Raw genomic sequence first — 13,252 nt, forward strand, 5'->3', positions numbered from 1 at the left:
GCTTGAGTCTCTCGAGAGATAACTCAAGCCTTTTTTTCGATCAATTAACAAACATATACATTTCAATCTCATCCACATATTCTCCATCATCAAATTTTACAAATTTCACTTTCCTCCCCTCTTCTTTAAATCCAAGCTTTTTATAGAAGTGGATTGCCCTTTCATTATGTGAAAATACCTCAAGACATACTTTTTCAATCTTAGGATGTTGTTTTGCATAATGAAGAAGTTCATCCATTAGTAAATGCCCGATCCCTTTGTTACAGTACTCCTCTTGTATACTAATGCTAAGATAGCCAACATGCGAGATTCTTCTTTTTCTACATAACTCAAAATCAAGTACACCTATAATTGAATTTCCAACCTCTGCAACCAACAATAACGTACCGTCCTTGTCAAATTCTTTTAACCACTTTTCTTGCTTTTCAATACTTGCTTGATATTCCTCAGGAGAAGTTAGCATAAAGTTCGATTCATTTAGTACTACCTGTATATGCTTTATTAATTGTCCAGCGTCTTCTATATTTCCTTCACGAATATTGATTTCCATGTATAATCCTCCTTTGATAAATAAAGATTAATAAAGGTATGTAGTACATTCTTTCCATCTTTCCATCTTTTACATATTAGGAGGTATTTTATGAGTAATCAAGCAAAAGGACAACCTGCTCAACATCAAGATCAACAACCTGGTGTTGAATCAAAAATGAATCCGACCCCAATTTCTGAAGATGCTAGTTATAAAGGAAGTGGGAAATTAAAAAACAAGGTAGCCATCATTACTGGTGGTGACAGTGGTATTGGCAAAGCAGTGTCTATCTACTATGCCAAAGAAGGTGCTGACATTGTCATCGTTTATCTAAACGAAGACAGTGATGCACAAGAGACTAAAAAGCAAGTCGAACAAGAAGGACGAAAATGTCTTTTAATTTCCGGCGATATTGGGGATGAAGCGTTTTGTCAAAGTATTGTGAAAGAAACCATTGATACGTTTGGAAAACTAGATATTCTAGTCAACAATGCAGCTGAACAGCATCCACAAAAAAGCATTGCTGACATTACTTCAGAACAGCTAGAAAAAACATTTAGAACGAATATTTTCTCATTCTTTTATCTGACAAAGGCAGCCTTACCTCACTTACAAAAAGGGAGCTCTATTATCAATACCGCTTCGATCACAGCATATAAGGGTAATGAACAGCTAATCGATTATTCTGCTACAAAAGGAGCAATCGTTACCTTTACTCGTTCACTTTCCCAACAATTGGTAGGACAGGGTATTCGGGTTAATGGGGTGGCACCTGGACCTATCTGGACACCACTTATCCCATCAACATTTCCTAGTGACCAAGTAGCGAAATTCGGAACAACCACACCAATGAAACGTGCTGGTCAACCTGAAGAAGTTGCACCAAGCTATGTTTTTCTAGCAAGTGATGACGCATCATATATTACCGGTCAAATGATCCATGTGAACGGCGGAGAAGTTGTGAACGGATAAAAAAGGAAAAGCGCAAGCGCCTTGGTCAGCCCCGACAGGCATAAGGCGAATCACGCAGGAAATCTTGATTTCTGAAGTGATTTGACTTATGACCCCGAGGGGCTAGGCGCTGGAGCTAGAGCTAGATACCAAAACTAAATTCGAATTTTATAATTTCCTATAAAACCAAAATAGACTTAGTTCCTTCACTAAAAACATGCTAAATCGACTAAAATAGAGAAATGTTAACAAAACATTCTTTCTTTTCTTCCGATTAGGCATGTTTTTTTATTATGATTAAATAAAGTTTGTACTAAGAAAGGAAATGGGAAATGATCTATAAAAACAGAACTGAATCAGATGTATTGAAAACTTTTAGAGCATTAAACAATCGGTCTGATTTACTTGAGGATGATCAGAAGTATTATTCAAACCTAGAAAAAGGCTTTAGGGGAGAAGTACAATTTGATGTACTTCTCGAGAAGTTTCTATGTGACTATTATATTTTAATTGATTTACAGTTTGAGATTAACAGGACAACGTTCCAGATTGATTCATTAATGATACATCAAGAAAGCATCTACCTTTTCGAGATAAAAAACTTTGAGGGAGATTATTGTTATGATATTGATATTTTTAACACAACTTCTGGAAAGGAATACAAGAATCCTCTTGATCAACTTAAACGAAGTAAATCCTTACTCAGACAACTGCTGCAGAATATCGGGTGTAAATTTACCATAGAAGCATATGTGATTTTTGTAAACCCCGAATTCACTTTATATCAAGCTCCGCCTGCCCTGCCTTTTATTTATCCAACACAAATCAACCGCTTTTTGAAAAAACTTCAAATCCAACCTTCAAATTTAAAAGATTATCATCAATCTCTTGCCGATAAAATAATTTCTTTGCATATAAGTAAATCGTCTTATTCACTGTTTCCTACCTATGAATATCAACAGTTAAAAAAAGGAATTACCTGTAATGTCTGTTACTCTATTTCAACGTCTATTCTAGGAAAGCAGGCTTTGTGCACAAACTGTGGAAACAAAGAAAAGGTTGATTCAGCAATAATAAGGAGCACCCAGGAATTCAAACTCCTTTTTCCTGATCAAAAGGTTACAAGTTCCAAAATACATGAATGGTGTAAGATCATCGAGTCACAGAAAAAGATAAATAGAACACTAAATAAACACCTAACAAAAATTGGAGATTGTAAATGGACTCGATATAAGTGATTAGTTGATTTCATAGATTAATAAGTTAGGATTTTGGGATGTTAACAGATTCTTATAGACACTTTCATAGCTATACCTATGTGTTTTGTTCGATAGACGGCTTTATTGGACATTCTCACTGTTTTGCCGGAACGTTTTGTTCGATAGACAGCTTCTATCGGACAAATCCTAGGATTTGCCTACCTGTTTTGTTCAATAGACAGCTTCTATTGGACATTCTCACTGCTGCGCCTATCTCGTTTGTTCAATAGGAAGCTTCTATCGGACAAACTCTATGATTCGCCTACCTGTTTTGTTCAATAGACAGCTTCTATCGGACAAACTCTATGATTCGCCTATCCATTTTGTTCAATAGACAGCTTCTATCGGACATACTCTATGATCCCCATATCCATTTTGTTCAATAGACAGCTTCTATTGGACATTCTCACTGCTGCGCCTATCTCGTTTGTTCAATAGGCAGCTTCTATCGGACAAACTCTATGATTCGCCTATCTGTTTTGTTCAATAGACAGCTTCTATCGGACAAACTCTATGATCCCCATATCCATTTTGTTCAATAGACAGCTTCTATTGGACATTCTCACTGCTGCGCCTATCTCGTTTGTTCAATAGGCAGCTTCTATCGGACAAACTCTATGATTCGCCTATCCATTTTGTTCAATAGACAGCTTCTAACAGACAAACCCTATGATTCCCTTATCCATTTTGTCCTATAGCCACTTCTCTTAGAACTCAAAAAAAAATATATTTCAACTTAGAATCACCATAAAGAACAACATAAACATTAATAACACTCATAAAAAAGGTCTATCCATTCTAATAGAATGGATAGACCTTCTCTTAACGCTTCTGATGCTTACGACGGTTCAGAATAAAAAAGACAATCATTAATAGTGGGATAATAACTATTGTAAGAACAAAACCAATGTTGATACCTTGACGGTCTTCCAAATGAAACACTTCTGCTTTTTCACGATCAAGGATGATGGTATATTCTCCAGCTTCTTCAACAAAAACATTTTCTTCAATTAATCCTCTTAATTGTTTATTATCGTCTAATTCCTCAGAATTGATTGTCACCTTTTGTGTCTTAGTTGAATTGTTGATAACGACAATATCAGTTCTTTCTTCATATGTACTTTTAAGTACAAGCATTCCGTCTTCTGTTTGATGAAGCACATCATAATTCCCTTTTGTAATTGATGGAACACCACTTCTAATCTTACTAAGCATTGTCATATATTTCTCAAGTTCATCATCTGTACGGAAGTTCATAAGCGGACTATTTGTTGGAGGCTCTCCCCCATCCTGAACAATTTCAGTTCCATAATAAATAATTGGTACACCAGGTGTAAGATATAAATAGGAAAGTGCTAATTTTAAACGCGTGACAGGATGTTCTTCATTTTCTAATGAACGTCTAGTAAAACGAATTGTATCTTTACTATCTACATACTTTACTGAAAGCTGCTCAGTATCAATAATACTATCACTAAATGATTGATCAGAATCACTCAAGATGCTTGCTGCTTCCTGATAAATTGTAGGATCTGCTAAATAAGTAAATCCTACTGATTTATATGTCTCTAAGTCGGATTTATTTGCCTCGGCTATGAAGAGAAACTCTTTGTTTACATTCGTTATTTCTTGATAAAAATCCACCCAAAAATCGACAGAAACCTGATTCATATTTGTTAAATGATAACCGTCAATCCCCGTTTCGTTTACCCACATTGCTCCTGCATTGAGTAATTCATCCTCATTTATTGAAGCAGACGCTGGAAACTCAATCATCACCTTTAGATTTTTCTCATGTGCGTCACCAATAAGAGACCTCAAATCCTCGATTGATCCAAAATGTTGGTCGACCTCGAAATAATCAATTTGGTCTCCACTTTTATATTTTTGTCCATTTCCAAAAATGGATGAAAGTAATATAGTCGTAAAGCCCATATCCTTTATGTAATCTAACTTTGCAGAAATTCCTTTTAGATCTCCACCGTGATATGCATGTTGGTCATTTGTATTTACATCATAATCATTTGTTGGATCACCATTATTAAATCGATCTACCATGATCGAATAGATAACCTCATTACTTCCATTAACACTTGTCGCATGTACAGGAACAGTAATCAATAGAAGAAATGACAATAAGAATAATACTCGCTTAAAGCCTTTCATTATAAGATCCTCCTAAATTTTTCGAACATCGTGAACTCTCTTACATTACCCAATTAAATCAATACAGTCAAACCAGATCACACTTAACTTTCTCTTTGAGAAAATTGTCTATATTCTGATGGACTAACTCCTTCTACTTTCTTAAATAATTTTGAAAAATACGTATGGTCCTGAATTCCGATGCTTTTAGAAATTGTCATTACCTTGTCATTTGTGTTTGTTAATAGTCTTTTCGCTTGGGCAATACGGTACTTATTTAAATAATGGATAGGACTCATCCCTATCGTTTTTTGCATACATCTCGTAATATAATCAGAGTGAAAATGAAGTTCTCTCGCAATATCATCCATTTTAATATCCTCTTTGTAATTTCGTTGGATATAGTTCAATGTTTTTTCAGTTACATTCTCAGTTGCAGTCGGAATTGTCATAACATCTTTTTGTAGTTGAAGTAATAACTCCTCAAAGTAAATTTGTTGCCTCAAAGGAAAATCAGGAGTATTTGTTACACCAACATTAAGCATGTTTTCAAAGATACTTTCTATATAATTAGACTGATTTACTTTTCCAAACCTAGGAATTTGAAAAACATATTTACTTGGGGTGACAAAGTCTCCTTCTGACACAAGAATATTTCCCCAATTAATTTCTTTACGTTTTTTTATAAGAAACTCTTCTTGGATTCTAAAGTGAATCCAAAAATACTTCGTTTCAACCTCGCACCCCTTATACCCAAAATGTTCTAGACCAGGTAATAAGCAAATATATTCTCCCTTTCCAATCTCAAAATTACTATTATCTTCTGAAAGAAACATTTTTCCTTCAACAACATAAATCAGATCAAACACTGAAAAAGTTCGTTTAAAATGTTTCTTCCCCACTGGGAGTGTTGCTTCTCCCATTTTCACAAATACTGGAAATGGGGGAACATCAATATGTAATACTGTCATTATAGACCACCTTTTATGTCGTTATATTCCAAACTCAGTCGATTCTATCTCTTTTTATTATAACGGATTCACTATAAACTAGGAATTGTTTTTCACATCGGAATCGTCAAAGGGAGTGACACAATGAAAGTAACTACTACCACGAAGAAAATAACCCTGTTTGCTCTAACATGGCCGATATTCATAGAATTATTACTTCATATGCTTATGGGAAATGCAGATACATTAATGCTTAGTCAATACTCGGATAATTCAGTAGCTGCTGTTGGAGTAGCTAATCAAATATTTTATGTATTTATCGTAATGTTTGGTTTTATAGCAGCAGGTACCTCCGTTTTAGTTGCGCAATATTTTGGAGCTAAACAATTTAAGGAGGCTGCTGAAATATCAGTAGTTTCCATTGCAGCTAATTTCGTCTTTAGTTTATTCCTCAGTGGAATTGTAATTCTGTTCAGTGTAAACATGTTAAAATTTATGGATCTACCAACTGAACTTTTAGATGAAGCTAATTCATATCTAAAACTAGTTGGAGGCACAGCCTTTCTTCAAGCTTTAATTATGACAATTGGAGCAATAATCAGAAGCTATGGATATACAAAAGATTCTATGTACGTGACAATTGGTATGAATCTTATTAACGTCATAGGAAATTATTTATTTATATTTGGACCACTAGGAATACCTGTTTTAGGAGTATTTGGTGTTGCATTATCAACAGTTATTAGTAAAGCAATTGGTTTAATCGCCATTACTTACCTATTATTCAAACGGATTGATAAAGAACTTCCTTTTAAACGCTTATTTCAATTACCAATATCACACTTAAAGAACTTACTAAGAATAGGCGTCCCCTCTGCTGGTGAGAATCTTTCCTATAGTGGCTCTCAAATGGTGATAACCATTTTTATTACAATGATAGGAACCGAAGCATTGACAACGAAAGTGTATGCACACAATTTAATGATGTTGATTTCACTGTTTAGCATCAGCATTGCTCAAGGAACACAAATCATAATCGGACAGATGATTGGTGCAAGAGAACTAAGTAAAGCCTATATTACCTGTCTAAAAAGCTTAAATAAAGCTTTAATTATTAGCTTTATCTTTGCGGTCATCTTTTGGCTTAGCTCTGATCCATTATTTTCAATTTTCACTAATAATCTAAGTATCATTGAATTAGGCACTACGCTACTCTTACTTGCGATTATTCTTGAACCTGGTCGAGCTTTTAACTTAATCATTATTAATGCATTAAGAGCCACAGGCGATGTTAAGTTCCCAGTATATATGGGAATCCTCTCAATGTGGGGAATTGCAGTTCCAATCTCGTACTTTCTTGGAATTTATCTAGGTTATGGATTAATAGGCATTTGGATTGCCTTTATCTTAGATGAATGGCTCCGAGGAATCATCATGCTCTGGCGATGGAAAACCAAAGCATGGGAGAAAAAAGCTTTTATACATTCGCAACCCAAGCATGAGGTTGCAGCTTCAACTTAATTATTTTCAAGCTAACTCTTATCGGGTTAGCTTTTTTATGTCAGATTTCCTTACACAAAACTTCAGTTTGTAAGCGTTTGATTGATTTTTTTATGTATTTTTTTAAAATTTTCTCAAAATTCTATTGATTTATTAGCGAATTTAACATATGATAACTTACATAACGTAAGGTGTTAGAAAATATAACATTTAATTTTAGGGGGAATAAGAATGAAAAAGGTTGAGGCTATTATAAGACCAGAAAACTTTCAAGCACTGCGCGACAAGCTTGAAGGTGTAGGGATTAACGGACTAACTGTTTCTGAAGTGGCAGGTTGTGGTCAACAAAAAGGGCAACAGGGGTTATTTAGAGGAAATGCTTTTGAGATTAAGCTCCTTCCAAAAGTAAAAGTTGAAATGGTAGTTGAAGCTGAACATATTGATGAGATCGTACAGATTATTCAATCGACATGCAGCACTAACACAATCGGTGATGGAAAGATTTTTATTTTACCTGTAGAAAATGCCATTCGTATTCGCACTGGTGAAGATGGCGTTCAAGCGATTGTCTAACTCTTAATATGAAAGGATGAGGAACAAATGAAAAAGAAGATATCAGCATTGGTAGCTAGTAGTTTTTTAATTGGAACAGCCGTTTCAGCAGATGGTCCAACAGTAGAATCGGTCAGTGCTTCACTTGACTCCACATGGATCATGGTTGCAGCATTCTTGGTTTTCTTTATGCATGCAGGGTTCGCAATGGTAGAATCCGGTTTTACTAGATCTAAAAACACACTAAATATTCTAATGAAAAATATACTAACAGTCTCAATTGCATCTGTCCTTTATTTCTTAGTAGGTTATGGATTTATGTTTGGCTCAAGCGCTGGTGGATTTATCGGTGTTGATGGATTTGCCTTAGCTGGTGTAGATGACATTGGATTCTTCGTATTCCAGGCAGTATTTGCTGCAACATGTGCCACAATCATATCTGGTGCAGTAGCAGAACGTATGAAGCTTGGAAGCTATATGTTCCTAACTATTCTTATGACAGGTCTTATCTATCCTGTTGTTGGTCACTGGGTATGGCAAGGTGATGGATGGTTGACAGCGTTAGGTTTTGTTGATTTCGCTGGTTCTACAGTCGTTCACTTAACAGGAGCTATTGGTGCTATTGTTACAGTTAAATTCTTAGGAGCTCGTATTGGGAAATACTCAAATGGTAAAGTAAATGTAATCCCTGGAAGTAATATTCCTTTAGGCGCACTAGGCGTATTCATCCTTTGGTTTGGCTGGTTTGGATTTAACGGCGGAAGTACTTTAGCTGCTGATCCTGAATTAGTTCCACACGTTGTTGCTACAACTTTATTATCAGCTTCATGTGGTGTCTTAGGATCTGCTTTCTACTCATTATTCCGTTACAAACGTATTGACGCTTCATTAACTTTGAATGGAGCATTAGCAGGTCTTGTTGGTATTACGGCAGGTACTGCTGCAGTTTCTCTTGTTGGTGCTATCATCATCGGTTTCATCGCTGGTGTGATTCTTATAGAAGCAGTTCAATTCCTTGATAGAGGATTAAAGCTTGATGACCCTGTAGGTGCAATCGCTGTTCACGGTGTTTGTGGTGTATGGGGAACAATCGCAGTAGGTTTCTTCGCAACTGAAGGTGGTCTATTCTACGGTGGTGGAGCTTCCCTTCTAGGTGTTCAGGCTATCGGTGTTCTAGCTGTTATAGCTTGGACAGTAGCTACTGTGGCCTTATCAATCTTCATCATGATGAAGGTAAGCCCAATCAGAGTTTCTCGTGAAGAAGAGATCTCAGGTCTTGACTTTGCTGAACATGGTTCTTCTGCTTATGAATTTCGTGATAGTATCTTAACTGAAAACAATCCAACTCCTTCAGGAACTGATTTCGGAAGTGGATTAGTACAACGGTTAGATAGCTTAGGTACAAAAACTAAAAATGCTTAATTCCGCGTATACCGCGAATTAATAAATGTTTAACTTAACCACACTTAAATTAAGTGTATAGAACTCTTCAATTCCCCTAAGAGTTTTCACTATACAAGTAGTAGTCGTACTGCCTTGGACTCCAGTTAAAAGGTATGTACACCCCCTGTATTCCAGTTACAGGGGCTTTTTTTTTGACCGAAAAGCACAGGCGCCTGTTCAGCCTCAGGCAGGCATTAGGCGAATCACGCAGGAAATCTTGTTTTCCGTAGTGATTCGACTTATGACCCCGAGGGGCTAGGCGCTGGAGCTAGACACCAAAATTGAGTGCGACATTTTTATGTTGTCTCTATAAAAAAGGACTACCATTAAGGTAGTCCTTAGAATAGATTGTGTTAAACATCTACTCTACAATATTAATATTATATTCTTCAAACCATACATGAACTTGAGCAAGGTATGCTAGTAGCTGTGGTCCAGACATTAATTGACCAAACCATGGCACCTTGAACGCTTCTCCATTCGTATCGACGATTTCTCTTAATTTCTTACGATCAAAAAACTCATATAATACAGAATTATTGTTTTGAAGAATCTCATTTAACCACTTCTTTACAGCCATTGTATAATGTGGATTATGTGTTTTTGGATATGGGCTCTTCTTTCTATATAACACTTCATCAGGCAAGATTCCTTCTAACGCACGTCTAAGGATTCCTTTCTCCCGGTTTCCGTGCATCTTCATCTCCCACGGGATATTCCATACATATTCTACTAATCGATGATCAGCAAAAGGAACTCTAACTTCAAGACTTGCTCCCATACTCATTCGATCTTTTCGGTCTAATAAAGTTGTCATAAACCAGATCATATTTAAATAGAATAGCTCTCTACGCTGAGCATCTACTTTACTTTCTCCTTCTAACTTAGGTGTTTCTTTTACTGTTTCTTCAAACTTAGTCATCACATATTCATCTAATTTTAATTTCTTTCTCCATGAAGGTTGTAATAAATCCATTCGTTCATCAGTAGATCTCATCCAAGGAAATGCTGCAGAAGCTAAATCTTCAGGACGATGGAACCAAGGATATCCACCAAATATCTCGTCAGCACACTCCCCTGATAAACCAACCACGAAGTCTTGCTTTATTTCTTTACAAAACCATAGTAATGATGAATCAACATCAGCCATTCCTGGTAAATCTCGTACCAATACAGCCTCATGCAATTCATCAACAAGTTTTTGTTGAGTAATCACTGAGCTATGATGTGTTGTTCCAAAGGTATCTGACATCTTTTTGATCCACGGTCCATCAGAATTGGGTTGAAATTCATTTGCTTCAAAATACTTTTCATTATCCTCGTAATCGATTGAGTAAGTATGAAGAGGTCCTTTCCCTTCCTTCTCAAAAGCATTTGAAGCAATTGCCGTAATCGCACTAGAATCCACTCCACCAGAAAGAAATGTACACACTGGAACATCTGAAACTAGTTGTCTAGTAACTGCATCCGTAAATAAATGCCTTACTTTTTCAGTTGTTTCATCTAATGAATCTGTATGTTGGGCGCTTTTCACGTTCCAATATCGCCAGACTTTTAACCCGTTTTTATCAAACGTTAAGGCATGAGCTGGACGTAATTCTTTGACTCCTTTAAATACACCATGACCTGGTGAACGTGATGGTCCTAAACCAAATACCTCTGCCAAACCATCATGACCGATTTCTGTTTTTACATAGGGATGAGCAAGTATTGCCTTAAGTTCTGATCCGAAAATTAAATGTCCATTCTCTTCCTTATAAAATAAAGGTTTAACTCCTAAGCGGTCTCTTCCGATAAATAATTTTTCCTTCACATCATCCCAGACAGCAAATGCAAAAATTCCATTTAAGTAATCAACACATTTTTCTTCCCATTCGATATAGGCTGTTAATAGAACTTCTGTATCAGAGTGTCCACTGAACGTGTAGCCTCGTTTTAGCAGCTCTACTCTAATATCTTCAGTATTATAAAGCTCACCATTATAACAAATGGTATATGTTCTTTCTTCTTTTGTCCTAATCATCGGCTGTCTTCCACCAACAGGATCAACAACCACAAGTCTCTTATGCCCAAATGCAGCATGTGTTGTTAACCATATATTCGTGTCATCCGGTCCACGTTTAGCTAAAGTCTCTGTCATTTTATCAACAGTTGCCCGTTCATTTCTTAAGTCAGATCGAAAATCAATCCATCCCGTAATTCCACACATTTTTATGTCACCCTTTCCACCGTATCAATAACTACGGCTAGCAAGCTGATTACATTGTATGCAACGATAGCTTATACAATGAATTGTCCAAATAATTGCAAGCCCTTTCATGTTATAAAATCTTTTATTTTTGTCTAAAAAGGAATTATGAGACCCTAATTCAACACAAAAGAGGAAATATTATAGGGAAGAACTGAATGGAGGATTTAAATTGAATTTGCAGCATCGATTACGCACAATGAGTGAACAAAAACGCTCCTATACACTTGGGAGCGTAGAGTATATAAATGATCAATGGATATTCTTTGATGATGAAAATGAAGAGGCCTCATTACTAGAGGAACTTGTTGATCGAGAAATTGAAGTTTATACGATGAATACTTGGCAAAAAGGATTGTTTAATGCAGATGGGTTGGTAAAGCTTCCTGATTATTATTATAAACTGCAGCATGGCGATTGTATTCGAGTGTCAAAAACACTCCCTTACGCTTATAGCGAACTTCTCAACCAATTGCCAGACACATTGTTTTTAGAATACACAAAATTTCTGAATCAACTCTCATATTCTTTGTATGATTGTATCTACTGTCACAATATGATGCTTTATGTTCCAGCTCACAGTGAATACAAAGGAGTAAATTTTATTACATATGATAACAATGAGTCTATTTGTTCAGTACAGCATCATTTCCAGCGCGGATTACAAACGAAAGACCGGTTTGAATTTACAATGACAAGTGGAAAAAGAGCGATCTTTACACATTCATAAGAAAAGCGCAAACGCCTTGTTTAACCTCGGGCAGGCATAAGGTGAATCACTTAGGTAACCTTGGTTTCTGAAGTGATTGTTTATTAGATCAAAGTGTCTTACCTGATCACCTTACCGATAAGAATGAACTCTCACTGTCCCAGATCCGGGAATCAGCATCTTTTTATCGACTAGTTGAGAAAGTACTTTTCTAACCGCCTTGCCACTTTAAAATTTTGTTCTTTCTTATCTTTTAAGAAAAGCTCAAGCGCCTTGTTCAGATTTGACTTATGACCCCGAGGGGCTAGGCGCTGGAGCTAAACACTAAAACTGAGTGCAAATTCTTATACTTTTCTTATCTTTTAAAATAAGAGGCTGTCCCAAAAGGAGACAGCCTCTTACCTTATAATTATTATACTGGTAATGAAAATCCTAAATAAATCGTCGCGATTAATGAAACAAGTAATAATATCCAAAACATCATTGTAGGTTTGCCCTTTTTACTACGGATAAGTACCATTTCAATAAATCCAATCGTTAAGATTCCAAGGATTAATTTAAGTATGTATGCGAATGGAAGTGATGCTGCTCCGAAAAGCAGTTGTGCTCCTGTTAGAATCGTCAATACATAAAATAATCGTAGTACCATATGTACAATTTTTGCACCTTTAGCTTTTCCACCTTTTTGCAGAAACAAAACTACTACAAACAAGATGATTGCTAGTGCCCACGAAGTTATATGTGCGTGCGTCATTCTTTATTCCTCCTAAAAATTTTCACTATATTTTTATAATAACATGTTTTAATCCAATACGTAAAAATTGAAAGATAATAATTTTTTATGTGAACGTAATGAATGATTATACAATACTCCGACATCTCTTCCTCTATTTGTATAGTAATCCACGAGAAGCTTCCATACTTTCTGCATATTCATAAAATTCCTACTAGACTTCTCACTTTCAC

11 protein-coding genes are annotated in these 13,252 nt (G+C 35.9%); 6 read left to right on the plus strand and 5 right to left on the minus strand.

Annotated elements, in window-relative coordinates; genetic code table 11:
- Window positions 1-40 precede the first annotated feature (40 nt).
- Window positions 41-550: a GNAT family N-acetyltransferase gene (locus BLQ56_RS11500; protein ID WP_090854056.1), complete on the minus strand. Its 510-nt coding sequence runs from the start codon at window positions 548-550 to the stop codon at window positions 41-43.
- 90 nt (window positions 551-640) lie between these two features.
- Between BLQ56_RS11500 and BLQ56_RS11505 the strand changes: the two genes are divergently transcribed.
- Both BLQ56_RS11505 and BLQ56_RS11510 read left to right on the plus strand, forming a co-directional pair.
- Window positions 641-1,501 carry an SDR family oxidoreductase gene (locus BLQ56_RS11505; RefSeq protein ID WP_090854059.1) on the plus strand — a complete coding sequence of 287 codons (861 nt, stop codon included), beginning with the start codon at window positions 641-643 and terminating at the stop codon, window positions 1,499-1,501.
- Window positions 1,502-1,812: 311 nt separating this feature from the next.
- Window positions 1,813-2,718 carry a nuclease-related domain-containing protein gene (locus BLQ56_RS11510; RefSeq protein WP_090854062.1) on the plus strand — a complete coding sequence of 302 codons (906 nt, stop codon included), beginning with the start codon at window positions 1,813-1,815 and terminating at the stop codon, window positions 2,716-2,718.
- A gap of 843 nt (window positions 2,719-3,561) precedes the next feature.
- On the opposite strand, the gene BLQ56_RS11515 is transcribed toward BLQ56_RS11510, so the two are convergent.
- Together BLQ56_RS11515 and BLQ56_RS11520 are read right to left on the minus strand one after the other, a co-directional pair.
- Window positions 3,562-4,905: an alpha-amylase family glycosyl hydrolase gene (locus BLQ56_RS11515; RefSeq protein WP_090854065.1), complete on the minus strand. Its 1,344-nt coding sequence runs from the start codon at window positions 4,903-4,905 to the stop codon at window positions 3,562-3,564.
- A gap of 83 nt (window positions 4,906-4,988) precedes the next feature.
- The gene (locus BLQ56_RS11520; RefSeq protein WP_090854068.1) at window positions 4,989-5,855 is read right to left on the minus strand and encodes an AraC family transcriptional regulator; all 867 of its coding nucleotides are present in this window, start codon (window positions 5,853-5,855) and stop codon (window positions 4,989-4,991) included.
- Between the two features lie 123 nt (window positions 5,856-5,978).
- On the opposite strand from BLQ56_RS11520, the gene BLQ56_RS11525 reads away from it, so the two are divergent.
- From BLQ56_RS11525 to BLQ56_RS11535, 3 genes are all read left to right on the plus strand, one after another.
- On the plus strand, window positions 5,979-7,355 hold the full coding sequence (locus BLQ56_RS11525) for an MATE family efflux transporter (RefSeq protein ID WP_090854071.1): 1,377 nt from the start codon (window positions 5,979-5,981) through the stop codon (window positions 7,353-7,355).
- Window positions 7,356-7,565: 210 nt separating this feature from the next.
- Entirely contained in the window at window positions 7,566-7,907 is a 342-nt protein-coding gene (locus BLQ56_RS11530) for a P-II family nitrogen regulator (protein ID WP_090854074.1), read from the plus strand.
- Window positions 7,908-7,934: 27 nt separating this feature from the next.
- Window positions 7,935-9,308, plus strand: a complete 1,374-nt coding sequence (locus tag BLQ56_RS11535; protein WP_090854076.1) for an ammonium transporter — start codon at window positions 7,935-7,937, stop codon at window positions 9,306-9,308.
- A 382-nt stretch (window positions 9,309-9,690) separates the two neighbouring features.
- Here the strand turns inward: BLQ56_RS11535 and asnB are convergent, their stop codons facing one another.
- Window positions 9,691-11,538: an asparagine synthase (glutamine-hydrolyzing) gene (gene asnB, locus BLQ56_RS11540; protein ID WP_090854078.1), complete on the minus strand. Its 1,848-nt coding sequence runs from the start codon at window positions 11,536-11,538 to the stop codon at window positions 9,691-9,693.
- Window positions 11,539-11,749: 211 nt separating this feature from the next.
- Here asnB and BLQ56_RS11545 point away from each other — a divergent pair, with 211 nt between their 5' ends.
- Window positions 11,750-12,307 (plus strand): DUF2777 domain-containing protein, encoded by a 558-nt coding sequence (locus BLQ56_RS11545; RefSeq protein ID WP_090854081.1) that lies wholly within the window; start codon window positions 11,750-11,752, stop codon window positions 12,305-12,307.
- Between the two features lie 391 nt (window positions 12,308-12,698).
- Here BLQ56_RS11545 and BLQ56_RS11550 read toward each other — a convergent pair whose 3' ends face one another.
- The gene (locus BLQ56_RS11550) at window positions 12,699-13,040 is read right to left on the minus strand and encodes a YisL family protein (protein WP_090854084.1); all 342 of its coding nucleotides are present in this window, start codon (window positions 13,038-13,040) and stop codon (window positions 12,699-12,701) included.
- Window positions 13,041-13,252: the final 212 nt, after the last annotated feature.

The organism is Litchfieldia salsa (genome assembly GCF_900104555.1).
Lineage (GTDB): Bacteria > Bacillota > Bacilli > Bacillales > Bacillaceae_L > Litchfieldia > Litchfieldia salsa.

Excerpts from the sequence above, each read along its gene's own strand:
- BLQ56_RS11500 (WP_090854056.1), bottom strand. The coding sequence starts at position 550 with ATGGAAATCAATATTCGTGAAGGAAATATAGAAGACGCTGGACAATTA.
- BLQ56_RS11505 (WP_090854059.1), top strand. The coding sequence starts at position 641 with ATGAGTAATCAAGCAAAAGGACAACCTGCTCAACATCAAGATCAACAA.
- BLQ56_RS11510 (WP_090854062.1), top strand. The coding sequence starts at position 1,813 with ATGATCTATAAAAACAGAACTGAATCAGATGTATTGAAAACTTTTAGA.
- BLQ56_RS11515 (WP_090854065.1), bottom strand. The coding sequence starts at position 4,905 with ATGAAAGGCTTTAAGCGAGTATTATTCTTATTGTCATTTCTTCTATTG.
- BLQ56_RS11520 (WP_090854068.1), bottom strand. The coding sequence starts at position 5,855 with ATGACAGTATTACATATTGATGTTCCCCCATTTCCAGTATTTGTGAAA.
- BLQ56_RS11525 (WP_090854071.1), top strand. The coding sequence starts at position 5,979 with ATGAAAGTAACTACTACCACGAAGAAAATAACCCTGTTTGCTCTAACA.
- BLQ56_RS11530 (WP_090854074.1), top strand. The coding sequence starts at position 7,566 with ATGAAAAAGGTTGAGGCTATTATAAGACCAGAAAACTTTCAAGCACTG.
- BLQ56_RS11535 (WP_090854076.1), top strand. The coding sequence starts at position 7,935 with ATGAAAAAGAAGATATCAGCATTGGTAGCTAGTAGTTTTTTAATTGGA.
- asnB (WP_090854078.1), bottom strand. The coding sequence starts at position 11,538 with ATGTGTGGAATTACGGGATGGATTGATTTTCGATCTGACTTAAGAAAT.
- BLQ56_RS11550 (WP_090854084.1), bottom strand. The coding sequence starts at position 13,040 with ATGACGCACGCACATATAACTTCGTGGGCACTAGCAATCATCTTGTTT.